At 68.8% G+C, this 25,264-nt stretch carries 29 protein-coding genes and 1 tRNA gene; 13 read left to right on the top strand and 17 right to left on the bottom strand.

Going from position 1 to position 25,264, the window contains the following annotated elements:
- Genes V6M51_RS14200 through V6M51_RS14210 form a run of 3 tightly spaced genes read right to left on the bottom strand, consistent with a single transcriptional unit; the run spans position 1 to position 2,617 of the window.
- The gene (locus V6M51_RS14200; protein WP_332768156.1) at positions 1 to 993 is read right to left on the bottom strand and encodes a DNA polymerase III subunit delta'; all 993 of its coding nucleotides are present in this window, start codon (positions 991 to 993) and stop codon (positions 1 to 3) included.
- Complete coding sequence (gene tmk, locus V6M51_RS14205; RefSeq protein WP_332768158.1) at positions 986 to 1,633, bottom strand: dTMP kinase; 648 nt, start codon at positions 1,631 to 1,633, stop codon at positions 986 to 988. Before tmk ends, V6M51_RS14200 begins: the two co-directional genes overlap by 8 nt.
- A 39-nt stretch (positions 1,634 to 1,672) precedes the next feature.
- The gene (locus V6M51_RS14210) at positions 1,673 to 2,617 is read right to left on the bottom strand and encodes a septal ring lytic transglycosylase RlpA family protein (protein WP_332768159.1); all 945 of its coding nucleotides are present in this window, start codon (positions 2,615 to 2,617) and stop codon (positions 1,673 to 1,675) included.
- 159 nt (positions 2,618 to 2,776) lie between these two features.
- Between V6M51_RS14210 and V6M51_RS14215 the strand changes: the two genes are divergently transcribed.
- Positions 2,777 to 2,866, top strand: a tRNA-Ser gene (locus V6M51_RS14215).
- Positions 2,867 to 2,932: 66 nt separating this feature from the next.
- Here the strand turns inward: V6M51_RS14215 and V6M51_RS14220 are convergent.
- From V6M51_RS14220 to V6M51_RS14245, 6 genes are read right to left on the bottom strand one after another with little or no spacing between them, the layout of a single operon-like run.
- Entirely contained in the window at positions 2,933 to 3,403 is a 471-nt protein-coding gene (locus V6M51_RS14220) for an RpiB/LacA/LacB family sugar-phosphate isomerase (protein WP_332768161.1), read from the bottom strand.
- Positions 3,400 to 3,801, bottom strand: a complete 402-nt coding sequence (locus tag V6M51_RS14225; RefSeq protein WP_332768163.1) for a DUF1801 domain-containing protein — start codon at positions 3,799 to 3,801, stop codon at positions 3,400 to 3,402. The genes V6M51_RS14220 and V6M51_RS14225 overlap by 4 nt, the downstream gene beginning before the upstream one ends.
- Positions 3,802 to 3,819: 18 nt before the next feature.
- Positions 3,820 to 4,227: a DUF1801 domain-containing protein gene (locus V6M51_RS14230; protein ID WP_332768165.1), complete on the bottom strand. Its 408-nt coding sequence runs from the start codon at positions 4,225 to 4,227 to the stop codon at positions 3,820 to 3,822.
- An 11-nt stretch (positions 4,228 to 4,238) separates the two neighbouring features.
- A complete protein-coding gene (locus V6M51_RS14235) occupies positions 4,239 to 4,463 on the bottom strand; it encodes a hypothetical protein (protein ID WP_332768167.1) in 225 nt (74 codons plus the stop codon).
- 51 nt (positions 4,464 to 4,514) lie between these two features.
- Complete coding sequence (locus V6M51_RS14240) at positions 4,515 to 4,946, bottom strand: SRPBCC family protein (RefSeq protein WP_332768168.1); 432 nt, start codon at positions 4,944 to 4,946, stop codon at positions 4,515 to 4,517.
- Entirely contained in the window at positions 4,943 to 5,266 is a 324-nt protein-coding gene (locus V6M51_RS14245; RefSeq protein WP_332768170.1) for an ArsR/SmtB family transcription factor, read from the bottom strand. Before V6M51_RS14245 ends, V6M51_RS14240 begins: the two co-directional genes overlap by 4 nt.
- 503 nt (positions 5,267 to 5,769) lie before the next feature.
- Between V6M51_RS14245 and V6M51_RS14250 the strand changes: the two genes are divergently transcribed.
- The 7 genes from V6M51_RS14250 (at position 5,770) to V6M51_RS14280 (ending at position 11,078) form a co-directional block, all read left to right on the top strand.
- Positions 5,770 to 7,470, top strand: a complete 1,701-nt coding sequence (locus V6M51_RS14250; protein WP_332768171.1) for a class I adenylate-forming enzyme family protein — start codon at positions 5,770 to 5,772, stop codon at positions 7,468 to 7,470.
- A gap of 213 nt (positions 7,471 to 7,683) precedes the next feature.
- Positions 7,684 to 8,103, top strand: coding sequence for a hypothetical protein (locus V6M51_RS14255; RefSeq protein WP_332768172.1), 420 nt, complete (start codon positions 7,684 to 7,686; stop codon positions 8,101 to 8,103).
- Between the two features lie 11 nt (positions 8,104 to 8,114).
- Positions 8,115 to 8,498 carry a hypothetical protein gene (locus V6M51_RS14260; RefSeq protein ID WP_332768174.1) on the top strand — a complete coding sequence of 128 codons (384 nt, stop codon included), beginning with the start codon at positions 8,115 to 8,117 and terminating at the stop codon, positions 8,496 to 8,498.
- 72 nt (positions 8,499 to 8,570) lie between these two features.
- Positions 8,571 to 8,924 (top strand): DUF6152 family protein, encoded by a 354-nt coding sequence (locus tag V6M51_RS14265; protein WP_332768176.1) that lies wholly within the window; start codon positions 8,571 to 8,573, stop codon positions 8,922 to 8,924.
- 2 nt (positions 8,925 to 8,926) lie between these two features.
- Positions 8,927 to 9,409: a DUF6644 family protein gene (locus tag V6M51_RS14270; RefSeq protein ID WP_332768178.1), complete on the top strand. Its 483-nt coding sequence runs from the start codon at positions 8,927 to 8,929 to the stop codon at positions 9,407 to 9,409.
- Between the two features lie 32 nt (positions 9,410 to 9,441).
- Entirely contained in the window at positions 9,442 to 10,344 is a 903-nt protein-coding gene (locus V6M51_RS14275) for a class I SAM-dependent methyltransferase (RefSeq protein WP_332768180.1), read from the top strand.
- A complete protein-coding gene (locus V6M51_RS14280) occupies positions 10,341 to 11,078 on the top strand; it encodes a 16S rRNA pseudouridine(516) synthase (RefSeq protein WP_332768181.1) in 738 nt (245 codons plus the stop codon). Before V6M51_RS14275 ends, V6M51_RS14280 begins: the two co-directional genes overlap by 4 nt.
- A 116-nt stretch (positions 11,079 to 11,194) precedes the next feature.
- On the opposite strand, the gene V6M51_RS14285 is transcribed toward V6M51_RS14280, so the two are convergent.
- From V6M51_RS14285 to V6M51_RS14295, 3 genes are all read right to left on the bottom strand, one after another.
- The gene (locus V6M51_RS14285; protein WP_332768183.1) at positions 11,195 to 11,806 is read right to left on the bottom strand and encodes a pyridoxamine 5'-phosphate oxidase family protein; all 612 of its coding nucleotides are present in this window, start codon (positions 11,804 to 11,806) and stop codon (positions 11,195 to 11,197) included.
- Between the two features lie 59 nt (positions 11,807 to 11,865).
- Positions 11,866 to 14,376, bottom strand: a complete 2,511-nt coding sequence (locus V6M51_RS14290; RefSeq protein WP_332768185.1) for an ATP-binding protein — start codon at positions 14,374 to 14,376, stop codon at positions 11,866 to 11,868.
- A gap of 101 nt (positions 14,377 to 14,477) precedes the next feature.
- Positions 14,478 to 15,356 (bottom strand): SDR family NAD(P)-dependent oxidoreductase, encoded by an 879-nt coding sequence (locus tag V6M51_RS14295; RefSeq protein ID WP_332768187.1) that lies wholly within the window; start codon positions 15,354 to 15,356, stop codon positions 14,478 to 14,480.
- 62 nt (positions 15,357 to 15,418) lie between these two features.
- On the opposite strand from V6M51_RS14295, the gene V6M51_RS14300 reads away from it, so the two are divergent.
- Positions 15,419 to 16,852, top strand: a complete 1,434-nt coding sequence (locus V6M51_RS14300) for a CoA transferase (RefSeq protein WP_332768189.1) — start codon at positions 15,419 to 15,421, stop codon at positions 16,850 to 16,852.
- On the opposite strand, the gene V6M51_RS14305 is transcribed toward V6M51_RS14300, so the two are convergent.
- On the bottom strand, positions 16,849 to 18,282 hold the full coding sequence (locus tag V6M51_RS14305; protein ID WP_332768191.1) for an MFS transporter: 1,434 nt from the start codon (positions 18,280 to 18,282) through the stop codon (positions 16,849 to 16,851). The genes V6M51_RS14300 and V6M51_RS14305 overlap by 4 nt on opposite strands.
- Before the next feature lie 85 nt (positions 18,283 to 18,367).
- Between V6M51_RS14305 and V6M51_RS14310 the strand changes: the two genes are divergently transcribed.
- Positions 18,368 to 18,613, top strand: a complete 246-nt coding sequence (locus V6M51_RS14310; protein WP_332768352.1) for a sulfurtransferase TusA family protein — start codon at positions 18,368 to 18,370, stop codon at positions 18,611 to 18,613.
- Here V6M51_RS14310 and V6M51_RS14315 read toward each other — a convergent pair.
- Entirely contained in the window at positions 18,610 to 19,572 is a 963-nt protein-coding gene (locus tag V6M51_RS14315) for a YihY/virulence factor BrkB family protein (protein WP_332768192.1), read from the bottom strand. The genes V6M51_RS14310 and V6M51_RS14315 overlap by 4 nt on opposite strands.
- A gap of 275 nt (positions 19,573 to 19,847) precedes the next feature.
- On the opposite strand from V6M51_RS14315, the gene V6M51_RS14320 reads away from it, so the two are divergent.
- Positions 19,848 to 20,918, top strand: coding sequence for a substrate-binding domain-containing protein (locus V6M51_RS14320; RefSeq protein WP_332768194.1), 1,071 nt, complete (start codon positions 19,848 to 19,850; stop codon positions 20,916 to 20,918).
- 53 nt (positions 20,919 to 20,971) lie between these two features.
- Here V6M51_RS14320 and V6M51_RS14325 read toward each other — a convergent pair whose 3' ends face one another.
- Together V6M51_RS14325 and V6M51_RS14330 are read right to left on the bottom strand one after the other, a co-directional pair.
- A complete protein-coding gene (locus tag V6M51_RS14325) occupies positions 20,972 to 22,102 on the bottom strand; it encodes a CaiB/BaiF CoA transferase family protein (RefSeq protein WP_332768195.1) in 1,131 nt (376 codons plus the stop codon).
- Positions 22,103 to 22,159: 57 nt separating this feature from the next.
- Positions 22,160 to 22,936 carry an SDR family NAD(P)-dependent oxidoreductase gene (locus V6M51_RS14330; protein WP_332768197.1) on the bottom strand — a complete coding sequence of 259 codons (777 nt, stop codon included), beginning with the start codon at positions 22,934 to 22,936 and terminating at the stop codon, positions 22,160 to 22,162.
- Positions 22,937 to 23,067: 131 nt separating this feature from the next.
- Between V6M51_RS14330 and V6M51_RS14335 the strand changes: the two genes are divergently transcribed.
- Positions 23,068 to 24,396 (top strand): diguanylate cyclase domain-containing protein, encoded by a 1,329-nt coding sequence (locus V6M51_RS14335; protein WP_332768199.1) that lies wholly within the window; start codon positions 23,068 to 23,070, stop codon positions 24,394 to 24,396.
- Positions 24,396 to 24,908 (top strand): hypothetical protein, encoded by a 513-nt coding sequence (locus V6M51_RS14340; protein WP_332768201.1) that lies wholly within the window; start codon positions 24,396 to 24,398, stop codon positions 24,906 to 24,908. The genes V6M51_RS14335 and V6M51_RS14340 overlap by 1 nt, the downstream gene beginning before the upstream one ends.
- Here V6M51_RS14340 and V6M51_RS14345 read toward each other — a convergent pair.
- A complete protein-coding gene (locus tag V6M51_RS14345; RefSeq protein WP_332768203.1) occupies positions 24,905 to 25,246 on the bottom strand; it encodes a hypothetical protein in 342 nt (113 codons plus the stop codon). The genes V6M51_RS14340 and V6M51_RS14345 overlap by 4 nt on opposite strands.
- Between the last annotated feature and the right edge of the window lie 18 nt (positions 25,247 to 25,264).

Below are 25,264 nucleotides of genomic sequence, written 5' to 3' on the forward strand. Positions count from 1 at the left end.
TCAGGCGCGGGCGGCGTCGCGCAGCTCGGATAGGGCGGAGAAGAAGGCGTCCGCGCGGTCGAGATTGACCGCCTCCACCTCGCGCGGAAGGCGCTGCAGCGTCTCCCACGCCGAGGCCCAGCGATCAAGGCCGCCGAAGCCCTCGGCCGCCTGGCGCCGCAGTTGGCCGTGCACCCGCTCGGCCAGGCGCTCGATCAGCAAGGCGAACTGCTGGGGCCCTTCCCCGCCGCGGAACCGGTCGGCCAGAGCCAGGGCCAGACCCTCGTCGACCTTGGGCAGGTTGAGCAGGATCTCGCGCGCCGCGTCGTCGATGGCCACCGCGCCCGCCGCGTAGAGGGCCACCGCGCGGCCCGGCGCGCCGCCCGCCATCCGCGACACGCGGATAGCGTCCTCGGCGTTGGCGTCGGTGCGGGCTTGGACGAAGGAGGCCACCTCCGCCTCCGGCAGGGCGTGGAAGGCCAGTCGGCGGCATCGCGAGCGGATGGTGGGCAGCAGCCGCCCGGGCGAATGGGAGACCAGCAACAGGATGCCGCGCGACGGCGGCTCCTCCAGGGTCTTCAGCACCGCGTTGGCGGCGTTGACGTTGAGATCGTCGGCGGCGTCGATGATCGCCACCCGGTGCGGCGAGGTGGCCGGCGACTTGGAGAAGAACTCCGAGAGCTTGCGCGCCTCATCGACGGGGATGACCTTGCGCGGCTTGCCGTCCTCGCCGATCCGCTCCAGCACCAGGATGTCGGGATGCGAGTGGGCGATGATCTGGCGGCTCACCGGATGGTCGGGCGAGGCGCCCAGGATCCCGTAGCTCGGCTCTGGCGGGGCGCCCAGCAGCCGGCGCGCGGCGCGATAGGCGAAGGTCGCCTTGCCCACCCCCTCCGGACCGGTCAGCAGCCAGGCGTGGTGCAACCGGCCTCGCTCGCGGGCGTCCTCGAAGGATGCCTCGGCGATCTCGTGCCCCTGTAGGGTGAAGGTCTCGCGGGGATGGTCCTCAGCCATGGACGGCCAGCCGATCGGAGACCGCCGTCCAGACTTGGGTTTCGACCCCCTCCATGGTGTCGGCCGCATCGATCAGGGCGCAGCGGTTCGGCTCGGCTGCGGCTATGGCCTGGAAGGCGGCCCGCAGGCGCTCGTGGAAGGCCACGCCTTTGGACTCGAAGCGGGTCTCGGCGTGACCTGCGGCGGCGGCGTGGGTCTCGGCCCGGGCCAGGCCCACCTCCACCGGCAGGTCGAAGATCAGGGTCAGGTCCGGCCGGACATCGGCGACCACGTGGTTCTCCAGGGCCGCGATCAGGCCGGGCGCCACCCCGCCCGCCCCGCCCTGATAGGCTCGGGTGGAATCGAAGAAGCGGTCGCAGACCACCCAGGCGCCGCGCTCCAGGGCCGGCGCGATGGCGCGCTCGATGTGGTCGCGCCGCGCGGCGTACATCAGCAGGGTCTCGGTAGCCGGGCTCCAGCGGTCGGCCGAGCCCTTCAGGACCAGGTCGCGGATCGCCTCGGCGCCCGTGGAGCCGCCGGGCTCGCGGGTGGCGACCACGTCGTGGCCGGCCGCGCGCAGGCGCTCGACCAGGCGCTTGACCTGGGTCGATTTCCCGGCGCCCTCGCCGCCTTCGAAGGTGATGAACCGACCGCGTGCCACGCGGCCAAATTGGCCGGTTCGCCGACTTTGTCCAGCGCCCTAGAAGGGCCGAACGACGCGGGCCTCGGCGAAGCCGTAGGACGCCACCCGGTCGCGCACGCCCCAGGCCTCTCCCTCGTCGGCCCCGCCCGCCAGCATGACCCGATAGAGGGTCACCCCGTCGGCGCGCTGCACCGGCTCGATGGTGGCCGGGCCCGCGCCGGCGAGCTGGTCGGCGACCCGCCGGGCGTTGCCGGGATCGGAGAAGGCGCCGGCCTGGACGCGATAGACGCCGGAGGTCGAGGCGACGGGCTTGGCGGGCTGGGTCGAGGCGATGGGCGGCAGCGGCGTCGAGGCCACGGCGGTCGGCGTCGCCAGGCCGGAATAGGGGATCGGCGCGGCCGGCAGGCTCGAATTGGGCGCCGGCGTTGGGGTGTAGGCGGCATAGCGCAGGCCGGCGTCGGGCGGGCCGAGTTCGGCCGGACCCACATAGCGCACGCGGACATTGGCGGTGCCCTGGCGGTCGAAGCCCAGCTGGCGCGCGGCCTCCCGCGACAGGTCGATCACCCGGCCGCCGATGAAGGGGCCGCGGTCGTTGACCCGCACCGTCATCTTCTTGCCGTTGTCGAGGTTGGTCACCTCCACCATGGACGGCAACGGCAGGGTGGTGTGCGCCGCCGAGACGGCGTTCATGTCGAAGACCTCGCCATTGGCGGTGGGCTTCATGTGGAACTCGTCGCCGTACCAGGAGGCGATCCCCTGCTGGTCGTAAGTCGGCTCTTCCTTGGGCACGTACCAGATGCCGGCCACCTGATAGGGCGCGCCGACCTTGTAGCGGCCGCCGGCCCCGTTCGGTTGGGCGCCCGTCGAGGGTCCGGCCGCGACCGGTCCGCCGTGCGGCGCCCGCGCCGAATAGCGCGGCTGTGGCGTGGCGCAGGCGGCCAGCGCCGCGCTCCCCATCAACACCATGGCCAGGCTGCGCGCTTGTATGTGGATGCGGGTCATAGACCGCCCTTCCCTGTCTCGAACGCTCCCCAGCGCCATGCTCGGGCCCAGGATGGGCTGAAGGGTTTGAGCCAGGGTTAAGGAACAGGGTTAATCCGTTAATCCTGTTGGACGCTTGGAGCGCCCCGCCCCGCGCTGCTATAGGCGCAGGTTCGCGCCGGATGGGTGGCCGAGTGGTTTAAGGCAGCGGTCTTGAAAACCGCCGTGGGTGAAAGCCCACCGTGGGTTCGAATCCCACCCCATCCGCCAACAACAGGGCGCTAGCCGCTTCCCGCGCGTCGGCGACCGAGCGGCGCGTAGACGTCAGGTGAGTGGCTAACGGTCCGAAGCATCCAGCTTGGCCAGTCGCTCTCGACGCTCGGCATACCGGCCGCCCAGGGCGTCGGTGTGCAGGAATGCCTTGAGAATATGCTCAGCGGTGGCGTCGTCGACAGTGTCCGCGCCCAGGACCAGCATATTGGCGTCACCGTGCTCGCGGGCGGGGACGCTTTCGGCCGAGGTATGAAGCAGGGTCGCTCGCATGAACGGAAACCGGTTGGCCGTCATGGCCATCATCTGCCCGCTGCCGCATATCCCGATGGCGAAGTCTGACCGGTTCTCCTTGATTTCAGCAACCAGCCGAAGCGCGTAGTCCATGGCGTCGACCCGCTCGGCGCCACTGTCGGTCCCGCAGTCTTTCACGCTGTAGCCGTTGGCTTGCAGCCAGGCCTTCAGCCGCTCCTTGAGAGCGAAACCGCGATGATCGGCCCCGATCGAGATTGGCTTGTCGGTGAGTTTGCGGGTCATGGCTTCAACCTAGCTCGCTTCGAGGTGTTCAGGGCCACAGCCGCGCGGATGAGCGCCTTCAAAGCCTCTTCGTCGATCTTCCCGCCCTCATGGATATTGATGGCGCGCCGCGTGTTGCCCTCGAGGCTGGAGTTGAACAGGCCCGAGGGGTCCTCCAACGCCGCGCCCTTGGCGAAGGTCAGCTTGATGGCAGTCTTGTAGGTCTCGCCGGTGCAGATCATCCCCGCGTGCGACCACACCGGAACCCCTCTCCACTTCCACTCCTCGACCACCTCGGGGTCGGCCTGCCGGATGAGGCTTCGCACCCGGGCGAGCGTCTCGCCGCGCCAGTCGTCCAGCCCCCTGATCTTCGCGTCGATCAGCTGCGACGGCGAGGCTTCTCCCGCTTCATCCTTCATATCGCTCGTCCTCTTCGCTCACATTCGTTCGCCTGGCAGTTGGCTGGCCTGCTTCACCCAGTCGGCGATCTGGGCCTCGTCGAGTTGGTCATGCTCGTGGACATGGACGTAGCGCGTGTCCTGGCTCTTGGATTCGACCGGCGGGATAGGATGCAAGGACGCGCCGCGGAAGAAGGCCACCTTGATGTACTTCGTGAAGCAATGGAGGCTGAGGAACCAGCCGTCGCCCTCGACGCCGTAAAACGGCGAGTTCCATTTGACCGCCTTCAGCACGCCGGGAACCGTGCGCTCGATGAGCGCGTCGAGGCGGCGCCCGACCTCGCTCTTCCAGCCGGGCATGGCCGCGATATAGGCCTGGACCGAAGCGTCGCCATAGCCCTTCGCGACCTGAGGGTTGCCGCCTGACAGGAGGGTTGGCTCGGCCATCGTGCTCGCCCCTATCCGTCGGCGCGCTGCGCGTCGCGCCACTTGGCGGCGTAAGGCAGGGCGAACATGTACAGACCGGTGAGGGTCATCAAGGCGAGCGGAAACAGCGGCAGGAAGTACACCCATTGGGCCGGCTCCTTGCCCATTCCCAAGCTGACGAAGATGGCGACGACGACCGCCGTGAAGACGATCGACAGCCAGCGGTGGGTCTGCCGAATCAGAATGTTCCAGTTCAAGGAAATCTCCTCTGAAGACGAGCCGATGGGTTGATCTGATGGGCGGCGGCCTCAATCCATCCGCGCCAGGAGCTGGTCCAGGTTTTCGAGGAACTGCCGCCAACCGGCCTGGGCGCCGCCGAAGGCCTGCTTCTGATCCGGCCGGAAGCCCACCTGCTCCATGCGCAGGTGCGTGCCCGTGCTCGTCGGAGTGAGCGTGAAGGTCACCACGCTCGTCAGGTCGAAGGCCGCATCGTCGTGCTTGAAGTTCCAGGTGTAGGACAGGGTCCTGTGCGGCTCGACGGCCAGGACCTCGCAGTCCAACACGCCGCCCCAGCCACCACGAAGATTGAAGCGATGGCCCACGACAGGCTCGAAGTCATTCTTCATCAGCCACTCCTCGATCAGGTGTGGTTGGGTGAGCGCGCGCCAGAGCTTTTCCGGCGGATGGGGAATCTCCCGTTCGACCACGGCGGAGCGCATTTCGGTCGCGGTGTTGCTCACTGGTCCATCCTTCCGAGCAGGTCTTCGAGGTCGTCGAAGCGGGTTTCCCAGAACCCGGTCATCTGGCTTGTCCAGTCGACCAGAGGAGCCAGGGCGGCGAGCTGCGCGCTGTAATGCGTCTGGCGGCCCGCGTGGCGGTCGCGCACCAGCCCGGCCTGCCTCAGGACCCCGAGATGCTTTGAGACGGCCGGTTGCGAGACCCCGGCCCGAGCCGTCAGCGCCCCGACCGTCTGCTCGCCTTCGCGGCACAGGCGTTCGAAGAGAGCCCGCCGGGTCGGATCGGCGAGCGTCCTGAAAAGAACGTCGTGCGCATTGGGCATGAAAACACATAACTCGCTGGATATTGATTGAACTCATAACCAGCGGGATATGTGTGAGTCAAGCGAACGGCCGGCGCCCTAACCCCAAGGGCTCCAGGCCCATAGGACGCCGGCCACGACCGCCAGACCGCGAAGCTCGTTCAAGACGAGCAGGGCCAGGCCGATCCTGCCGACCGGAAGTTTCCGTCCGCGCACAACCATGGCCTGAGCGAAGCACGGCCGCTCGGCGAAGTGAAGAAAAAATTAATCTTCCTTAACAGCGGGTCATCCAGTGGGCGAAAACCGTTGAGGCTCAGGCCATCATCCACCGCTCGAGGCCCAGCCGTCAGGCCCCCCGTGCGGAAGGGGCAAGCAGAAGAGGAACCAGGCGATTCAAGGCTTCCGTAGGGTCCCCGTGGCGCGGGCGAAGAGGTTCCATTACCTTACGGCCAGCCGACGGCGCCTGGCTGCGGAACGACCCACGGGCGCCTCGACGCGACCGCGGGAACGAGAGAGAGGGATCGATGCACTACAGGGAATTGAAGCAGGCCTGGGCCGAGCTCACCGCCCCCGGCCAGCCGTTCGAGATCGTCGAGGTCGAGGTGCGCGGCGAGACGCTGCGCGCCTTCCGGCACGCCCCGCCTTCCGTGCGCGAGATCTGGCTTTCGACCCTGCAGTTCGCCGATCGCGACTACCTCGTCTACCAGGACGAACGCCTGACCTACGGCCAGGCCCACGCCAAGGTGAACGCCGTCGCCGCCTGGCTGACCGAACAAGGCGTGCGGCCCGGCGACCGGGTGGCCATCGCCATGCGCAACTATCCCGAATGGATGCTGATCTACTGGGCCTGCGCCTGCCTGGGCGTGGCCGCGGTCGGCATGAACGCCTGGTGGGTCACCGAGGAGCTCGCCTACGCCGTCAAGGATTCCGCGCCTAAGGTGATCTTCGCCGACAGCGAGCGCCTGCCCCGCATCCTGGAGCGCCCCGAGATCGCCGACGGCGTGCTGCTGGTGGCCGTGCGCACCGATCCCGTCCCGGCCGGGGTGATCCCCTGGGCCGAGGTCGTGGCCAAGGGCGGCGAGATGCCGGCCGTGAGCGTCGATCCCGACGCCGACGCCTGCATCTTCTACACCTCCGGCACCACGGGCTTCCCGAAAGGCGCGCAGCTCACCCATCGGGGCTGCGTCGCCAACCTGATGAACATGATGTTCTCCGGCCAGGTCCAGGGCCTGGCGACGGCGCGGGCCACCGGCGTCATGCCCGACCCTGCCGCGCCGCTCCCCGTTCCCGTGGGCCTGATCACCACCCCGCTGTTTCACGTCACCGCCAACAACTGCGCCGCCTATGCGATCAGCGCCGGCGGCGGAAAGATGGTGCTGATGTATCGCTGGGACGCCGGGGAGGCCCTGAAGCTGATCGAGCGCGAGGGCGTCACCGCCATGAGCGGCGTGCCGACCATGGCGCGCGAACTGATCAGCCACCCTGACTTCGCCACGACCGACACGTCGAGCCTGACCACCCTGGGTGGCGGCGGCGCGCAGCTTCCGCCCGACCTGGTCGGCAAGATCGACGCCCAGGTGAAGACCGCCCGGCCGAACACCGGCTACGGCATGACCGAGACCTGCGGAATCATCACCGCCGTGGCCGCCGACTTCTTCGTCGACAAGCCCGAGAGCTGCGGCCGCGCCATGCCGACCTTCGAGGTCAAGGTAGTCGACGACGAGGGCAAGACCCTGCCGGCCGGCCAGGTCGGCGAGCTGTGGGTCAAGGGCACGCCGGTGATCAAGGGCTATATCAACCGCCCCGAGGCCACCGCCGAGTCGATCCACCAGGGCTGGCTGCGCACCGGCGACGTGGCGCGCATCGACGACGACGAGTTCATCTTCATCGTCGACCGCAAGAAGGACATGGTCCTGCGCGGTGGCGAGAACGTCTATTGCGCCGAGGTCGAAGCGACGATCTTCCGCCACCCCGCCGTGGCCGAGACCTGCGTTTTCGGCGTCCCCGACGCGCGCCTGGGCGAGGAAGTCGGCGCCGCCGTGGTGCTGCGCCAGGGGGAGAGCGTCAGCGCCCAGGACCTACGGGCCCACTGTGCGGCCATCGCCGCCAAGCACAAGATCCCACGCTATATCTGGTTTCTGGAGGACCCCATTCCACGCAACGCCAGTGGGAAATTCCTCAAGCGGCAGCTGCGCGAGACACTGGCGGTGGACGCCGCGGTCTAGAATGCATTGGCCGCAGGCGACGGATCGGCGCGAACAGGCTAATTCTGCTTAACCCGAAGGGCTTTTCGTCGCGCGACCCGCGACCAATCGCCCGTCAGGCTTGTATTTCCCGCCTGCGGCGGCGACTGTCCCCTCGGGCGTTCAAGGCGCAGCTTCGGCGGCGTCATGGTGGTGCGAATCCTGTCGAGTTCGCTCGCGTGGGAGGGGGCGGTCTTGGATCGAGAAACGGACGTCAGAGGTGAGGTCGTCATCGCGCGGCTGCACGCCCTGGTCCGCGCGGGTTATCGAACAGACCTGGGTCATGAGCGAACCAAGGGCGCCGTGACGTTCAAGCATCCCCGCAAGGCTGCCGAGGTGACTCTGTGGGGCGATGGCCGGGTCGTGGACGGCGCGCCCTCCTTCATCGCCAACGACAGCAACCAGACGATCATCGCAGCCGACGACAAGGCCGGGTTCGACAAGTTCATCGCCGAGGCGCCCTCACCCGTGGCGGTCCGCAAGGTCGGTTCCAGCCTGTTGGAGACCGTGATCCTGGCCGCCGCGGCCTGGGCGATCCTGATCGGCGCCGTCTACAGCTTCTGGCGGTTGTCCCAGTTCGTGCTTGGGACCATCATCCAGGCCCTGACCAACTGAGCGAGGCGCCCATGGCCGACTACGCCGCCGAGACCGCCGCGGCCATGGCGTGCCTGGACGACTTCATGGCCGCCTTCAACGCCCGCGACGTCAAGGCCTTCGAGGCGACCTTCAACCTACCCAGCGTTCGCCTGGCCTCGAACACCCTCACCATCATCGAGTCCGGTTACCACCAGCCCCAGATGTTCGAACGCGGGCCGCTGGCCGAGTGGGACCATTCGGCCTGGGAACGCCGCGAGGTGATCCACGCCGGCGCCGACAAGGTGCACATCGACACCCGATTCACCCGCTACCGCGCCGACGGCAGCGTCATCGGCGGCTTCGATTCCATCTATGTGGTCACGTGCGAGAACGGCCATTGGGGCGTCAAGGCCCGCTCCAGCTACGCGCCCTAGGCGAGGTCGCCCCTTGAGGTCGCCGCCCAGCCGTGGCGATCTAGGCGTGGGGGAACAGACGAGAGACGCCTCATGTTGAAACCCATAGCCATCGCGGCGGCTGTTGCGGCCCTCACCTTCCCGGCCACCGCCCTCGCCCATCACGGCTGGAGTTCGTACGACGCGGAAAAGCTCATCAAGGTCACCGCGCTCCTGTCCAACGTGACCTGGGGCAACCCACACGGCGGAGCCAAGGTCCGCTATCAGGGCAAGTCCTGGGACGTCGTCCTGGCGCCTGTCGCGCGGATGGAGGCTCGCGGGCTGACCCAGGCCATGATCACCTCGGGCAAGCCGGTGACCCTGGAAGGCTATCCCCGCAAGGACGGTGTGACCGAGATGCGCATCGAGCGGGTTACGGTGGACGGCAAGACCGTCGAGCTCCGCTAGGCGTGGACGCCGCCGTCGCGCTCGCCGAGACGCTGCAGGGCTCAGCCTTCGGCGCCTGGGCGCGCGGCTCCTCATACGCCTATCCGGCGGCGAACCTGATCCACCTCCTGGGCCTTGTGACGCTGGTGGGCGGGATCGGCTTGCTGGACCTGCGCCTGTTCGGCGTGTTCCGCGCCATTCCGGTCGCGCCCCTGTGGCGGATCCTGACGCCCATCGGCGTCGCGGGACTGCTGCTGATGGTTCCGAGCGGCTTCGTTATGTTCGCCGCCGACGCCGGCGCGCTCGCCGTTTCCGACACCTTCCGGCGCAAGCTGACGCTGATCACGCTCGCCCTGGTCAACGCCGGCGCCTATCGCGTGGCCTGGCGCGGGAAGCTGGGGGACTGGGACGCCACGGCGCCCTGGATCGCCCGCGCGCTCGCCCTGACATCCTTGCTGCTCTGGCTCACGGTGGCGGCGTTCGGCCGTCTGATCGCCTACACATAGGTCCCGATTCCTTTCAGCCGGACGCCCACCACTTGCCCACCGCCGTCTACGGATCGCCGCCGCGCGATGTCATCGAGCCCCCCGCCGGAGCGATCCAGGTCTCGCCCTTGATTCCCGGATCGCAGGATCTCGCCCTGTTCCTGGACGGCGCGCTGGACGAGGTCGCGGTCCTGGTTCCGCCAGGGGCGATCGAGGCGAACCACGCGCTGGCCCAGGCCCTGCGCGTCCTGAAGCCCGGCGGCCTGCTCACCGCCGCCGCGCCGAAGGACAAGGGCGGTCTGAGGCTGAAAAAGCTCCTGACCGCCATGGGCTGCGAGGTGGCGGAGACCTCCCGGCGACACCACAGGATCTGCGCCGTCGAGCGGCCGGAAACCCTGGTCGGGATCGAGGCGGCCCTGGCCGAAGGCGCGCCGCGTCAGCTCCCGCAGGGCCTGTGGTCGCAGGCCGGGGTGTTCAGTTGGGACCGGCTCGATCCCGGCAGCGCCCTGCTGTTGCGCCACCTCCCGGCCCTGAGCGGCCGGGGCGCCGATTTCGGCTGCGGGATCGGCTGGCTCGCCCAGGCTGTGCTCACCTCGCCCAAGGTCACCGAACTGGTGATGATCGACCTGGACCGCCGGGCCGTCGAGGCGGCGCGGCGCAATATCGAGGATCCCCGGGCGAGCCTTCAGTGGGCCGATGTGCGCCAGGCGGCCGCGGCCCTCACCGGCCTCGATTTCGTCGTGATGAACCCGCCCTTCCACGATGGCGGCGCCGAGGATCGCGCCCTGGGCCAGGCCTTCATCCGCGCCGCGGCGGCCGCCCTGCGCAATGGCGGGACCCTGTGGATCACCGCCAATCGCCACCTGCCCTACGAGGCGGTGCTGGCCGAGGCCTTCAAGACGGTGCGTCCCGTGGCCGACTCCGGCGGCTACAAGGTGTACGAAGCGCGCAGATGACCAAGACCCCAACCATGCGGCTGGACCGCCTGCTGGCCAATCTGGGCTATGGCAGCCGCAAGGAGATGCACGGCCTTGTCGCCGACGGCGAGGTGATCCTGGACGGGGTGGCCCTGTCCGACGCCAACGCACGGATCGCCATCGGGCCCGACCTGCCCCGGCGCATGACCATACTTGGTGCGGCGGTCGATCCGCCGCCGCCGATGATCCTCATGCTGCACAAGCCGCTGGGGGTGGTTTGCTCGCACAAGGAGGCGGGGCGCCGGATCTACGATCTGCTGCCGCCGCGCTGGCGGGTGCGCGACCCCGCGCTCTCCAGCGTCGGGCGGCTGGACAAGGAGACCTCGGGCCTGCTGCTGATCACCGACGACGGCGGCTTCCTGCACCGGGTGATCTCGCCCAAGCGCCATGTGCCCAAGAGCTATGTCGCCACGCTCGACCGGCCCTTGAGCGGCCTGGAGGGCGAGGTGTTCGCCAGCGGGACCCTGATGCTGGAAGGCGAGGACAAGCCCCTGCTCCCGGCCGTTCTCGAACCGCTCGGCGAGCGGGAGGCCCGGCTGATCATCGAGGAGGGCCGCTATCATCAGGTTCGGCGGATGTTCGCCGCGGTCGGCAACCACGTCACGGCCCTGCACCGCGACCGGATCGGAGGCCTGGCCCTGCCCGATGACCTGGCCGCCGGGGAGTATCGGGTGCTCAGCGCGCAGGCCGCCGAGACGGTGTTCGGCGCCTAGAGCGTGACAGCCTGAAGTGGATGCCGGTTCAGGCGACCGGCAGGCTCTAAACTTTTGAAGATAGACCCTTTTCATCCGGTCAGATGACTCCATCTGACCCGGAATGGGTCTAGCGCTCACCACAGGGTCTTGGCGGCGCGCTCCGGCCATTCGGCGTCGTAGGCCGCGCCGTCGACCCGTGCTTCGCTCCGCTCTTCCAGTATCTGACCCGCGGTCGGCAGGTTGGCCGGATCGACGTGCCGTTCCGCATTCCACAGCTTGGAGCGGACGATGGCCCGCGCGCACTGGAAAAAGACGGTCTCCACGGTGATCACGACCACGGAGCGCGGCGCCTGGCCCTTGACCGCGAAGGAGGCCAGCAGATCCGGCGCGACCGAAATCTCGGCCCGGCCGTTGATCCGCAGGGTGTTCCCCGAACCGGGGATCAGGAACAGCAGGGCGACCCGGGGATCGCGCACGATGTTGCGCAGCGAGTCGCAGCGGTTGTTGCCGCGCCGGTCGGGCATCAGGACGGTCCGCTCGTCCTCGATCCGCACCACCTGGCCGTCATCGCCGCGCGGCGAGCAGTCCAGCCCCTCGGGGCCGGCGGTGGCCAGCGCGACGAAAGGCGAGGCCTCGATCAAGTCTCGGTACTGGGGCGTGATCCAGTCGGCTTCCTTGACCGTCGAGCTCTCGTTGGGGGCGCCGTAGATCGCCTCCAACGCTTCAATCGTAGCGATGACCGTCATGACGCACCCCGCGAACCGATGAGCGGCTTCTAGCCGGACGAGCCGGCGAAGTCAGCCCGTCAGGCGACGTCGGCCCTGGGGAGCGGCTCGTCGTCGCGCACGGCGATCGCATCGACGATGGCCTGGATCAGGGCCGCGGCGCGGATCGGCTTGGAGAGATGCTGGTCGGCGCCGGCGTCGTGGCTGGCGCGGATGTGCTCGTCCAGGGCGTTGGCGGTCAGCATGATCACCGGCGTGCGCGGCAGGCCCTGGCCGCTCTCGAACTCGCGCAGCAGGCCTGTGGCCGACAGGCCGTCCAGTTCCGGCATCTGCATGTCCATCAGCACCACGTCGAAGCGTTCGGCCTTCAGGAGATTGAGCGCCAGGGCGCCGTTCTCGACGATCACCGGCTCGACGCCCACCGACTGCAGGATGAGCTGTACGACCTTCTGGTTGGTCGGATGGTCTTCCGCCAACAGGACTCGGCAGCCCGCCAGGTCGAAGGCCTCGGCATGCCGCTCGTCGGCGATTGGCGCCTCCGCCGCGGCGCGTTCCAGAGGCAGGACGAAGCTGAACGCCGATCCGGCGCCGGGTTGCGACTCCACGTCGATCCGGCCGCCCATCAGCTCCACCAGCGAACGGCTGATCGCCAGGCCCAGGCCCGTGCCGCCGAACCGGCGGCGGATCGAGGCGTCCGCCTGTTCGAAGCGGCGGAACAGACGCGCCTTCACCTCGTCATCAAAGCCAATGCCGCTGTCGGCCACCGTGAAGGCGATCGCCGCGCCATGGGGGCGGACCTCAAGGCGGACAGTACCGACCTCGGTGAACTTGACCGCGTTGGACAGCAGGTTGGATAGCACCTGGGTCAGGCGGACCTGGTCCCCCATGAACCGGCCTTCGGCGGCGGGATCGACGCGCCAGGACAGGTCCAGCCCCTTGGCCTCGGCCGAGGCCCGGTGCAATTCGGCGATGCGGCCGACGGTGCTGCTCATGGCGAAGGCTTCGTTGGCGAGCTTGATTTCGCCGGCCTCGATCTTCGAAAAGTCGAGGATGTCGGTCAGCACCTGCTCCAGCAACCGACCCGAGGAGACGATCAGTTCGGCCAACTCGCGGCTCTTGGCCGTCTTCTGCTCGGCCGCCAGGGTCTCGGAGATGGCGATCACGCCGTTCAGCGGCGTGCGCAGCTCATGGCTCATATTGGCCAGGAAGCGCGACTTCTCCGCATTGGCCCGTTCGAGCTGGGCGGTGCGTTCGTGGACGCGATCCTCCAGGGAGGACAGCACGATCTCGACCTTCTCGCGCTCGCGGCGCAGCGCCTTGGCCAGCACGCCGATCTCGTCGGTGCGGGCCTCCACCAGGGAGACGTCCGGGCGTTCGCGTTCGCCGAAGGCCTCGGGCTCGCAGGAGGCCGCAAGCCGACGCAGGGGCTGGACGATGGTCCGGCGGGCCAGCGCCATGACCAGCAGCATCTGGGCCACCGAGGCCACCAGGCCCAGCACCAGCACCCACGACGCCGACTTGGCCGCCGACCAGGTGACCGCGGACTTGGGATAGCTCAGCAGCAGATACCAATCCGGGCCGGTCAGCTTCCCGTAAGCGACGATCTCGCCGCCGCCCGGGCTGGTGATCACCCCATTCGGCTTGCCGTCGGCCTGGATGGCGCGAACCAGGGTCTTGATGCCCAGCTTGCGCTCATAGGCGGCGATGGTGTCCTCCGAGGCGCGTCCCGGGGTCTCGAAGCCCGGATAGGCGATTAGTTCACCCTTGCCGGTCACCACCAGGTTGGAGGCGCCCGGCAGGGTGTTGCGGATGGCGTTGAGGAAGAAACCGGTCAGTTCGATGGACGAGCCGAAGGCGCCGACGAACTTGCCGTCCACATAGGCCGGGGTCAGGCAGCCCGTGGCCAACCGTTCGCCTTGGGTGTTCTGGATCAGGCGCTGCAGGTTGGTGCAGCGCGTGGCGTGCTCCGGATTGTTCTGCGGCAGGACGATCTTGGACATCTCCTCCTGGCTGATGTCCAGATCGGCGGGCGCCTCCTGGCGATAGAACATCAGCTTGTCCTGCCGGTCGGGTCCGAACATGACCAGCCGGGTGGACGGGGTGAAGAAGTAGAAATTGTCGTACTCGCTGTGCGCGGCCTGGCCGAAGTCGGAGACGATCTCGAAGGCCGAGACCAGGGCGGCCTTCTCCAGGGTAGGAATGTCGGCCCCGCGCGAGATGAAGGCCCCCATGCCGTAGGTCACCTCGCCGGTCGGACTGGTGTGGCCGTCGAAATATTCCGAACGACTGCGGCGAGTGCCGTCGGCGTGCATGGGGTAGTAGGTCTCGGCCAGCCGGTCGATCTCGGTCGCCGGCAGGCGCTTCACCCGACGTTCCAGTTCGGTGGCGGCGGCCTTGTGCAGGTTCTCCAGGTTGGAAAACCGCTTGTCCACGTTGGTGCTGCGCTCTTCGACATAGTCGGCGAGATAGGTGATCTGGCGGTTCGACAGCTCGCGCTGGAATACCAGGAAGGCTCCCACGGTCCCGAGGGCTGTTAGGATCAGCGACAGCACCCCAAGGCTGACCTGGAACCTGCGGGAAAGTGATTGCATGTCGCCTCGACCCCAATCGACCGGCAAGCAGTAGCGCGGGACTCGTTTCGGCGAGGTTTACGCGTTTTTCCAAATGCTTGCGGCGTTCGGACGCGCTGCGCCTAGGAGGCCCGCAGCCCCCCGTCGACCCGCAAGTCCTCGCCCGTGACATAGCTGGCCTCGTCGGAGGCCAAGTACATCACCGCCCGGGCGATCTCTTCCGGTTGGCCGGCGCGGCCCGAGGGCGTGCGCTTGCCCGAGGCGTCGGCCGCGCCGCCGCCCATCATCGGCGTGTCGATGGGGCCCGGCGAGACCGCATTGACCCGGATATTGTCCCGGGCGAGCTGCAACGCCGCGCTGCGCGTCGCGCTGAGCACGCCGGCCTTGGACAGGCTGTAGGACAGGAGCTGCGGATTGCCCGCATAGCCCAGCACCGAGGCTGTATTGACGATCGCTCCGCCGCCGCGCGCCCGCAGCGCCGGGACCTGGCGGTCCATGCCCCGCAACACGCCGTTGAGGTTGGTCTCCATCAGGTTGTTGTGGGCCTTCCAATCCATCGAGCCCAGCACGACCCCGCCCTGTCCGATCCCGGCGTTGTTGAACGCCACGTCCAGTCCCCCATAGGTCTTGAGGCAGGCGGCGACCAGGGCCGCGACCTCCTCGTCGACCCGCACGTCGGCCTTCCAATAGGTCGCCTCGCCGCCGGCGGCGCGCAGCGCCGACTGGACCTCGGCGCCAAGGGTCTCGCGCCGGCCGCAGAACATCACCTTGGCGCCCTCCATGGCGAAAGCGTGCGCCGTGGACTTACCGATTCCCGAGGTGGCGCCGGTGATCAGCACGACCTTTCCAGCGAACCGGCCCGGCGAGGCTTTGCGGACCAATGCGTCGGGGGCGTTCTTCAGGTCCGCCGCGGAGGCGGCGCCGGCCACGGCCAGCCCCAAGCCCAGGCCCAACATCGTCCGGCGCGACGCAGCCTCGCCGGTGTTTCCAGGATCGCCCATGTTGTCCTCCCATTCCCTGGTTCCATAATGCCGCAGATTTCGAGGCTTGCGGGGGAATTGGAATGACGGTCGCCGAGCAGGCCTTCGAACAATTGATGCGCCTGGCGGCGCGCGAACGCCCCGACTTCGTGACCTTCGACGAGGGACCCGCGGGGATGAAGACCCGATTCCACGCCGAGGCCGCCGCGGCCGCGGCCCTGGCGGCGGGCGGGACGCTCGCCGCCGACATCTGGAAACAGCGCTCGGGCCAGGACCAGGATGTGAGCGTGTCCACCCGCGAAGCCGGCGCGGCCCTTGTCAGCTTCGCGTTGCAGACCTTCGAGGATCCCTCGCGCGCGCCGCCCTCGCGCCCGGACGACGCCGGCGGCGGAGGGCGCGGCACCCCGGCCATGGGGTTCTTCCCCACCAAGGACGGGCGCTGGATATTCCTGCATCCCAGCTTCCCGGCCAGCGCCGCCAAGCTGCATCAGCTGATGGGATCGCCGGCCGACGCCGCCGCCGTCGCCGCCACGACCCTGACCTGGAAGGCGCTCGACTTGGAGAACGCCATCGCCGCGGCCGGGATATGCGGCGCCATGGTGCGCTCGCCGCAGGAATGGGACGCCTCCGAGCAGGGCCGCATCCTCGCCGCGCGGCCCCTGGTGGAGGTGGTGAAGATCGCCGAGGGCCCACCCATGCCCCTGCCGCTCGGCGGCGAGGCGGCGCTTTCCGGGGTGCGCGTGCTGGACCTGACCCGGGTCCTGGCCGGTCCGACCTGTGGCAGGACCTTGGCCCAGTACGGCGCGGACGTGCTCTATGTGGCCTCGCCCAAACTGCCGGCCACCGAGTTCTTCGTCAGCGATGTCGGCCACGGCAAGCTCTCGACCTGGCTGGACCTGACAAATGAGGCCGACCGGACACGGCTGAACGAGCTGATCGCGGGCTGCGACGTGTTCAGCCAGGGCTACCGCCTGGGCTCGCTGCAACGCATGGGACTGGGACCGCTGGACCTGGCGCGCCTGCGGCCGGGGATCGTCTACACCTCGATCAACGCCTACGGCCACGAAGGCCCCTGGGCCAACCGGCCGGGTTGGGAGCAGCTCGCCCAGACAGTGACCGGCTTGGCCCATGTGCATGGCGGCTACACCTTCGGCGGCGAAAAGGGGCCCCAGCTCCAGCCCGGCGCGGTGACCGACTATACGACCGGGTTCCTGGCGGCCTTCGGGACCATGGTCGCCTTGGACCGCCGCGCTCGCTTCGGCGGCAGCTATTTGGTGCGGGTCTCGCTGGCTCAGACCGGCATGTGGCTGCGCGGCCTTGGCCTGGCCGAACCAGGCCATCTCGACGCCATCCAGCCCCCCACGCCCGAGGAGATCGACGGCTGGCGGATCGACAGCGACTCGGGCTTTGGCCGGGTTCGCCACCTGCGGGCGCCGGTGACGCTGTCGGCCACGCCTGCGCGCTGGCGGCGGCCCACGACGCCGCTGGGCGTCCATGAGGCGGCCTGGCCCAGCTAGGGCGCGTCGTCGACCAGGGAGAGCGGAGCGGCCACCTCCTCCAGGGGCATGCGTTCGGCCGCCACCCCCAGCCACAGTTCAACCTCGGCCGCCAGCAGCATGAGCCCGCCGCCCAGCAAATAGCCCAGAAAGATCTGGCCGCGCTCGCCGGTGTCGATCAAGGCGCCGAACAGGGCTGGTCCGCCGACCCCGCCCAGCAGGGTGCCGAAGGCGTAGAACAACGAGATGGTCACCGCCCGGGTCTCCAAGGGAAAGCTCTCGCCCACGGTCAGATAGGCCGCGCTGGCCCCGGCCGAGGCGAAGAAGAAGATCACCGTCCAGGCCACCGTCTGGGTCACGGCCGAGAGCACGCCTTGAGCGAACATCCAGCCCGTGACGCAGAGCAACGCGCCCGCCAGGCCGTAGGTCAGGCTGATCATCACCTTCCGCCCCGCCGTGTCGAACAGATGCCCCAGCAGCAGCGGGCCCATGAAATTGCCGAGCGCGAAGGGCAGCATGAACCAGCCGATGGCGGCTGGCGCGACGTCGTAGAACTTGGTGAGGATCAGGGCGTAGGTGAAGAAGATTGCGTTGTAGCAGAAGGCCTGGGTCGCCATCAGCACCACGCCCAGCACGGTGCGCCGGGGATGGCGGACCATCAGCGACCGCGCGATGTCCAGCCAGGAAGTTCGCGTGTGGCGCAGCCTCAAGACCTTCAACTCGTCGATATGCTGAAGCGTCTGGCCGGTGTCGCGCGCCACCCGGACCTCTATGGCCTCGACGATGGCCAGGGCCTCCTCCGGCCTGCCGTGGGTCATCAGCCAGCGTGGGCTTTCGGGGATATACCGGCGGATGAAGATGACGATCAGGGCGAGCAGTCCGCCGATGACGAAGGCGAGCCGCCAGCCCCAGGCCTGGTCGACGATCTCCGGATTCAGCACCACCAGAGAGCCCGTGGCGCCCAGCGCCGCCCCGACCCAGAAGCTGCCGTTGATGGCCAAGTCCGTATAGCCGCGCCGCCGGGCCGGGATCAGTTCCTGGATCGCCGAATTGACCGCCCCATACTCCCCGCCGATCCCCGCGCCGGTCAGGAACCGGAACAGCAGGAAGGACCAGAAATCCCAGGCGAACCCGGTGGCGATCGTGGCGACAAGGTAGACCGCCACGGTAATGGTGAAGAGCTTGCGCCGCCCATAGGTGTCGGTCAGCCGCCCGAACATCAGCGCCCCCAGGACCGCGCCCAGGATGTAGGCGCTGGCGGAGAGGCCGATCTGGGCGCCGGTCAAGCCGAGCCCAGCCTGGATCGCGGGCGACAGCGAGCCGACCAGTGTGACCTCCAGCCCATCCAGGATCCACGTGACGCCGAGGGCGGCGACCACCAGCCAGTGAAACCGGCTGAACGGCAGGCGATCGAGCCTGGAGGGCACATTGGTCGTGAAAGTCTCGGCCACGGCGTCCTCCCAGGGCGCATCTTGGGGGGATCAACGCATGAACGCCAAGCTTGGGTTCCGGCGGCGGACCGGCTATGGCCCGGCCATGCCTTCGCCCGAGCCCCCGCCGGAGATCCTCGTCGACGCCCGCGGCCACCGCTGCCCGGTCCCGACCCTGCGCCTGCGCCGCGCCCTGGAGGACGCCCCGCCAGGCGCCCGCGTGCGCCTGCTGGCCGACGACCCCCTGGCCCGCATCGACGTCCCCCACTTCGCGGCGGGCGCGGGGTTTGCGGTGCTGGACGTCACCGAAGCGGCCGGCGTGCTGGGTTTCCTTGTGGGGAAGCCGAGCTAGACCTTCCGCTGATCGGTCAGCAGGGGTCTGGCCGGGCGGCGTTCCAGCAGCAGGATCTCGATCTCGGTGGCCAAGGCGCCGCCAAGGAAGACCGCGTTGACGTTCCAGGACAGCCAGATCAGGAACACCACCACGGCGGCCACCGAGCCGTAGGTGGCGCCCAGCGAGGCGATCTGTTCCACATAGATGGCGCTGGCCCACGAGGCCCCCAGGCAGAGAAACGCCGCGGCGATTCCGCCCATGATCGAGGCGCGCCACGCGACCGGGACGCTGGACATGGCGAAGCGGTAGATCAGGGTCATGGCCACGGTCACGCCCACGCTGGCCCAGGTCCACTCGCTGTAGAGCCAGGTGACGCCGGCCAGCGGCTTCAAGTCGAAGGCGGCGGCCACGAAGCGGAAATAGAAGAAGACGGCCGAGAAGAAGGCCAGCATGGCGAAGGCCGCGACCAGCACGATCAGGGCCATGACGTTGAAGCCCACGAAACCGCGCGGCGCGTCTTCGTCATGGATGAAGGACAGTCCGGCCAGCAGGGCCTTGAACCCCCGGTGCGCGGCGTAGCCGCCGATCACAAGCGCCACTCCGCTCTGGGTCGAGACCACCTGGAAGGGCGCGTGGGCCAACCGGGTCAGTTCGCTGGTGAACAGGCTCTGCGCGCCGGCCGGCATCATGGTCGCCAACTGCTCGGCCTGGTGCGCCGCCGCGGCGGGATCGGCGAGCAGGCCATAGATCCCGATGGTGATGGCCAGGGCTGGAAACACCGCCAGCATGACGAAGAATGAGACGCCGCCCACATAGAGCATGACATCCCGGCCCCAGAGCCTGGTCAGGGCCTTGCCGGAGATCAACAGGGCCAGGCGCAGCCAGTGCGTCGGGTCCCAGTCCATTTCGCGCAGCCGTTGGGTTACCCGGGCGATCAACATGGCGCGGAAAGTGCTGAAGCTCGCGCTTCGGCGCAAGCGCTCTTGGCGTCGCGCATATTGTAGCGGCGCGCCGGTCCCTTGCGGGAGCCGGCGCGCCGCCGATGGGCGTGTCGTTCCATCAGGCCTGGCGCCGCGTCGAGGGACGGGAGATAGCGGCGTTCAACCTGACCCTAGAATCGCGCCAGACGGCTGAACCCCACCTGAACGATGATCGAGCCCCCTGTTCACCGCGCGGACCGTCATCCAACATTCACGCAAGCGGCTATAACGGCGTTTGCCCTTAGCCGTCCCCAACGAGCCGGAGCCCTTAGATGAAACAGTTCGCCTATGTCGCCGCCGCCCTGGCCCTCTCCGCCTGCGGCCAGAAAACCGAGGGCGACGCCGCCAAGGCCGGCCCCAGCGCCAGCGGCCGCGACCAGGTTTGGGCGGCGGGCTCTTCCACCGTCTTCCCCTTCGCAACCAGGGTCGCCGAGAACGTGGCCAGATCCAGCGGCGGCAAGGCGGCCAAGGTCGAGTCCCTGGGGACCGGCGGCGGCTTCAAGCTGTTCTGCGGCGGCTCGGGCGCGAACTTCCCGGACGTCGCCAACGCCTCGCGCGCCATCAAGAAATCCGAATTCGACCAGTGCGTCGCCAATGGCGTCACCGATATCGTCGAGATCAAGATCGGTTTCGACGGCATCGTCATCGCCAACGCGAAAACCGGCCCGACCTACAATTTCAAGATCGACCAGATCTACCGCGGCCTGGCCGCCGAGACGCCGGCCGGCGCCGGATTCGCCAAGAACGCCGCCAAGACCTGGAAGGAGGTCGACGCCGCCCTCCCCGCCCAGGCCATCCTGGTCTATGGCCCGCCGCCGACCTCGGGCACCCGCGACGCCTTCGCCGAGCTGGCCCTGGAGACTGGCGCGCGCAAGATCCCTGCGCTGGAAGCCCTGCGCTCGTCCGATGAAGAGGCCTTCAAGGCCAAGGCCCACACGATCCGCGGCGATGGCGCCTGGGTCGACGCTGGCGAGAACGACAACGCCATCGTCCAGACCCTGACCAAGACCCCCAACGCCCTCGGGGCCTTCGGCTATTCGTTCCTCGAGAACAACATGGACACGGTGAAGGCCGCCACGATCGACGGCGTCGCCCCCACCTTCGAGACCATCTCGAACGGGACCTATCCCATATCGCGGTCGCTCTACATCTACGTGAAGAAGGCCAATATCGGCGTCATCCCCGGCCTGCGCGAATATGTGAACGCCTTCGTCTCCGACGCCGCCACCGGCAAGGGCGGCTACCTGCAGCAGCGCGGCCTCATCCCGCTGGGCGCCGAGGAGCACGCCGCCCAGAAGGCCGCCGCGGCCGGCCTGACGCCGATGGCGGCGCCGGCGAAATAACAATCGTCATCCTCCGGTCGTCGGAACGACGATCCGGGGAATGACGAGTTTGCTCAGGCCAAAGCGCCAGCGGCCTTGAGGGCCTCGATATCGGCGCCCGAGAAGCCCCAGTCGCTCAGGGCTTCGCGGTCGTGGGCCCCGATGCCGGGCGGCGGCCCCTGGATGGCGCCGGGCGTGGCCGAGAAGCGAGGCGCGGGCGCGGGCTGGGTGACGCCCTCGACCTGGACGAAGGTCTGGCGCGCCACGTTGTGCGGATGCCTGGGCGCCTCATCGAGATCAAGCACTGGGGCGAAGCAGACGTCGCTGGCGCCCATGATCTCGGACCATTCGTCCTGGGTCTTCTGGGCGATGACGTGGGCGAGCTTCTCGCGCAGGCCGTCCCAGCTCCCGCGATCCATCTGCTTGGCGAACTCCGGATCGTTGATCCCGGTCTTCTCCAGCAGCAGGGCGTAGAACTGCGGTTCGATCGAGCCGATCGAAATCCATTTGCCGTCCGAGCACTGGTAGGTGTCGTAGAAATGGGCGCCGCCGTCGAGCAGGTTGGCGCGCCGCTCCTCCTTCCACATCCCACTGGCCTTGAAGCCGTAGAACATGGCCATCAGCGAGGCCGCGCCGTCGCTCATGGCGCAGTCGATCACCTGGCCCTGGCCGCTCGCCCGCGCGTGGATCACCCCGGCCAGCAGGCCGAAGGCCAGATAGAGCGCCCCGCCCCCGAAGTCGCCCACCAGGTTCAAGGGGGGGATTGGCTTTTCCTTGGTCCCGATCGCGTGCAGGGCGCCGGTGATGGCGATGTAGTTCATGTCGTGCCCGGCGGCGTTGGCGTAGGGCCCGAACTGGCCCCAGCCGGTCATCCGGCCGTAGACCAGCTTGGGATTGCGCGCCATGGCCACCTCCGGGCCCAGGCCCAGCCGCTCCATGACGCCCGGCCGGAAGCCCTCGAACACCGCGTCGGCGCCTTCCATCAGCTTCAGGCAGGTCTCGATGGCGGCGGGGTTCTTGAGGTCGAGCGCCACCGAGCGCCGTCCGCGGGCGGTGATGTCGGCCGGCGAGGAACGGCCGGGACCCTTGCGGTCGATCCGCACCACGTCCGCGCCCAGGTCCGACAACAGCATGCCGCAGAACGGCCCCGGTCCGATCCCGGCGAATTCGACGACCTTCAGGCCGCTCAGCGGTCCCTGGCGCATGGAAACTCTCCCTAGATTCCGGTCATCCTGCCTCGCTGACGCCCCGTCAGCCAACCGTCAGCCGCCGCCGGGCAGGGACTGGCCGTCGTCGATGGTGATCAGGGTCCCGGCGATGGCCCGAGCCGCCGGTCCGCAGAGCATCAGCAGCGAGGCGTCGAGATCGGTCGCCTCCATCAGCCGGCGGCGCGGGAAGCCCTTGAGCTGCTTCTGGCCGCCTTCGGTGGCCCACCAGTCGGCGTTGATATCGGTCTCGATATAGCCGGGCGCGATGGCGTTGACCGCGATCCCGCGCCGCGACCATTCCCGCGCCAGGCCGCGGGTCAGCATGGCCACGGCGGCCTTGGAGGCGTTGTAGGCCGAGAGCCCCGGCAGCACCGTGTGGCTGGCGATGGAGGCGATGTTGACGATCCTGGCGGTCCCGGCCTCGGCCACGCCCGAGGCCAGCATGCGCTTGGCGGCCTGCTGGGCGGCGAAGAACACGCCGCGCACATTGACGTCAAAGGTCCGGTCCCATTCCTCCACCGAGAGGTCGAGCGCCAGCCCCTCCCCGCCGACCCCGGCGTTATTGACCAGGATGGAGATGGGTCCCAGCGCCGTCTCGATCTCGTCGAAGGCGGGACCGATGGACTGGGCGTCGGCGACGTCCAGCCGCAGCGCCATGGCGCGGCCGCCATCGCCTGCGATCTCGCCGGCCAGGGCCTCGACCATGTCCAGCCGCCGCGCCGCCAGGGCCACGGCTGCGCCGTTCTTCGCCAGCACCCTCGCGAAATGCGCCCCGAGCCCGCCCGACGCACCTGTGATTACCGCGATCCGCCCTGCCAACACCTGTTCCATCACCGTCTCCTTCACTCTGCGACGCGGCCGCGCTGTCGTCTGCGCGCGCCGTCTGTATAGTCGGCAGGCGCTTCGATTCCCGTCCAACCCGGGCGTGAACATCGGAGGGGGTTGCGTCAAGGGTTCTAGGAATGGCGGCAAGCGTCCAGGCGCGGGTCCTGATTGTCGCGCGCGATGACGCCCTGGCGGGTCCGCTCGCCGAGGGCCTCGACCGGCTGGGCTGGCGCACGGTCACGGCGCGCGGCCCCTATGCGGCGCTCGCGGCGCTTGGCGACCTGAATATCGAAGCCGCCATCATCGACCTGGCCAGCGGCGGCCATGAAGCCTTGACCATGGCCCGGCGCCTGAAGGCCGCCTGCGCCCCGCGCCGTCTTCCGGTCGTCGCCATCGGCGATCCCGAGCCCGAGCTGGAGAGCTACGATTTCGACCTGACCCTGGCCCCGCCGATCCATCCGGCCCAGGCCGTTCTGCGCCTGGAAACCCTGGTCCGCACGGCCGTGGCCGAGGAGGAGTTCGAACTGCGCCGCGCCAGCTTCGCCGATCGCGGCGGCTGGCTGGACCTGCCCGAGCCCGACGCCAACCCCTTCCAGGTGCTGGCCATCGGCGAGCCGGCCCCGCAATTCCTGGCGCTCTCCAATGCGCTGGCCCGGTCGGGCGCCGAGGTGGTGGGGGCCTTCACCGCTTACACGGCCTTCGACTACCTGCACGAACGGTCCTTCGACGCCGTGGTGCTGTGGGCCGGCGACAACAGCCAGGAGGCGCTCTCCATCGCCGCCGGCATGCGCCGTAACACCCGCCTCTATCACACGCCCGCCCTGCTCTATATGCGCCAGGAGAGCTATGTGACCATGTCGGAGGCCTATCATCGGGGCGTCTCCGACGTGGCCTCGCCAGAGACGCCGGAGACCGAGACCGCCAAGCGGGTGATCGAGCTGGCCCGCAGCTATCGTCGGCAGACCGCGGTCCGCAAGGCGCTGGAAAAGGCGCGTTCCTCGGGCCTGATGGATGCGGCGACCGGGCTCTTCACCCGCGATCTCTTCGCCCACCACCTGGGCCGCCTCGCCCAGGCGGCGCGCCTGCGCAATCGGCCGCTGTCCGTCTGCGTGCTGAAGGTGGCCGAGAAGCAGGACATCAGCGCCGCGCGCGCCGGCGGCTGGCTGGACCGCGCCATCCCCCAGATCGGCTCGATGATCGGCCGGCTAGTGCGGGTGGAGGACACCGCCGCGCGGCTGAGCCCGGAGGTCTTCGCGCTGGCCTTGCCCGCCACGCCCCAGGCCTCGGCCCGGGCGGCCGGCGAGCGGATCGCCGCGGTGATCGGCTGTACGGCCTTCGAAGCGGGCGACGGCAAGCCGCCCTTCGTCATCGAGTTCGACATCGGCGTGGCCGAGGTCGGCGGCGCCGAGGGCGCCGGCAAGGCTCTGGAAGAGGCCGCCGCCCGCGCGCATCAGCAGGCGGTGTGATGAGCCCCGAGGGCGCCCAGGGCGCCTGGGCCTATCTGGTTCCACTCATCGCCATCGTGGTCATCCTCCTGCGCGGCGTACGCACCCGTGTTCTACGCATCGAGCGCATGTGGATCACCCCGGCCCTGATCCTGCTGGCCGTCGTGCTGACGTTCGCGGTTCAGCCACCGCCGCGGCTGCCGGTGCTGGTCGCCGAGACCTTCGTCCTGGGTATGGGCGCGGGGATGGGCTGGTGGCGCGGACGGACCACGGAAATCAAGATCGATCCCGAGACCCACGCGCTCACCAGCAAGGCTTCGCCCCTCGGCATGGCCCTGATCGCCGGGATCTTCCTGCTGCGCTTCTCGTTCCGCGACTACGCCCTGGGACACGCCGGCGAACTGCGCGTCACGCCGGTCGAGATCGCCGACGTCTTCCTGCTGTTCGCCGCCGGCCTGGTCTGCACCCAGCGCCTGGAGATGTGGATCCGGGCGCGCCGGCTGCTGGGCGGGACTCTTGGTCCGCCCCCCTAGCTCTCGGGCGGCGTTTCCACGGCCTGCATGCTGCGGCCGATGGCCTGGAGCTGAACCCCCTTCGACTTGAGTTGCTCGCCGCAGCGCAGCGCCTCGGCCCGAATGTCGGAGGGCTTCATCAGAACGACCTCCCGGCGGAGGGCGTTTTCGAGATTGAGGTCGCGTTCCCGACCCTCCGCCCGGCCGAGATAGTAGAGGAAGCCCATAATTGCGGAGTTCGCAGCGGCAGCGTCCTTGGCGCTGCCCGCGACCGCCGCGATCGAGGCGATGCAGCGCAGGTCCCTGCGCGTCTCCGCATCCTGCGCCTGGACCGGTCCGACGGCCAGGAACGCGGCCACCGCCGCCAGAAAGCCAAG

This window comes from Phenylobacterium sp. (genome assembly GCF_036677185.1).
Taxonomy (GTDB): domain Bacteria; phylum Pseudomonadota; class Alphaproteobacteria; order Caulobacterales; family Caulobacteraceae; genus Phenylobacterium.

Bases quoted from the DNA above. Each gene is read 5' to 3' on its own strand.
- V6M51_RS14200 (WP_332768156.1), bottom strand. From the start codon at position 993: ATGGCTGAGGACCATCCCCGCGAGACCTTCACCCTACAGGGGCACGAG.
- V6M51_RS14210 (WP_332768159.1), bottom strand. From the start codon at position 2,617: ATGACCCGCATCCACATACAAGCGCGCAGCCTGGCCATGGTGTTGATG.
- V6M51_RS14220 (WP_332768161.1), bottom strand. From the start codon at position 3,403: ATGACCCGCAAACTCACCGACAAGCCAATCTCGATCGGGGCCGATCAT.
- V6M51_RS14225 (WP_332768163.1), bottom strand. From the start codon at position 3,801: ATGAAGGATGAAGCGGGAGAAGCCTCGCCGTCGCAGCTGATCGACGCG.
- V6M51_RS14230 (WP_332768165.1), bottom strand. From the start codon at position 4,227: ATGGCCGAGCCAACCCTCCTGTCAGGCGGCAACCCTCAGGTCGCGAAG.
- V6M51_RS14245 (WP_332768170.1), bottom strand. From the start codon at position 5,266: ATGCCCAATGCGCACGACGTTCTTTTCAGGACGCTCGCCGATCCGACC.
- V6M51_RS14250 (WP_332768171.1), top strand. From the start codon at position 5,770: ATGCACTACAGGGAATTGAAGCAGGCCTGGGCCGAGCTCACCGCCCCC.
- V6M51_RS14260 (WP_332768174.1), top strand. From the start codon at position 8,115: ATGGCCGACTACGCCGCCGAGACCGCCGCGGCCATGGCGTGCCTGGAC.
- V6M51_RS14265 (WP_332768176.1), top strand. From the start codon at position 8,571: ATGTTGAAACCCATAGCCATCGCGGCGGCTGTTGCGGCCCTCACCTTC.
- V6M51_RS14280 (WP_332768181.1), top strand. From the start codon at position 10,341: ATGACCAAGACCCCAACCATGCGGCTGGACCGCCTGCTGGCCAATCTG.
- V6M51_RS14285 (WP_332768183.1), bottom strand. From the start codon at position 11,806: ATGACGGTCATCGCTACGATTGAAGCGTTGGAGGCGATCTACGGCGCC.
- V6M51_RS14290 (WP_332768185.1), bottom strand. From the start codon at position 14,376: ATGCAATCACTTTCCCGCAGGTTCCAGGTCAGCCTTGGGGTGCTGTCG.
- V6M51_RS14295 (WP_332768187.1), bottom strand. From the start codon at position 15,356: ATGGGCGATCCTGGAAACACCGGCGAGGCTGCGTCGCGCCGGACGATG.
- V6M51_RS14300 (WP_332768189.1), top strand. From the start codon at position 15,419: ATGACGGTCGCCGAGCAGGCCTTCGAACAATTGATGCGCCTGGCGGCG.
- V6M51_RS14310 (WP_332768352.1), top strand. From the start codon at position 18,368: ATGCCTTCGCCCGAGCCCCCGCCGGAGATCCTCGTCGACGCCCGCGGC.
- V6M51_RS14320 (WP_332768194.1), top strand. From the start codon at position 19,848: ATGAAACAGTTCGCCTATGTCGCCGCCGCCCTGGCCCTCTCCGCCTGC.
- V6M51_RS14325 (WP_332768195.1), bottom strand. From the start codon at position 22,102: ATGCGCCAGGGACCGCTGAGCGGCCTGAAGGTCGTCGAATTCGCCGGG.
- V6M51_RS14330 (WP_332768197.1), bottom strand. From the start codon at position 22,936: ATGGAACAGGTGTTGGCAGGGCGGATCGCGGTAATCACAGGTGCGTCG.
- V6M51_RS14335 (WP_332768199.1), top strand. From the start codon at position 23,068: ATGGCGGCAAGCGTCCAGGCGCGGGTCCTGATTGTCGCGCGCGATGAC.
- V6M51_RS14340 (WP_332768201.1), top strand. From the start codon at position 24,396: ATGAGCCCCGAGGGCGCCCAGGGCGCCTGGGCCTATCTGGTTCCACTC.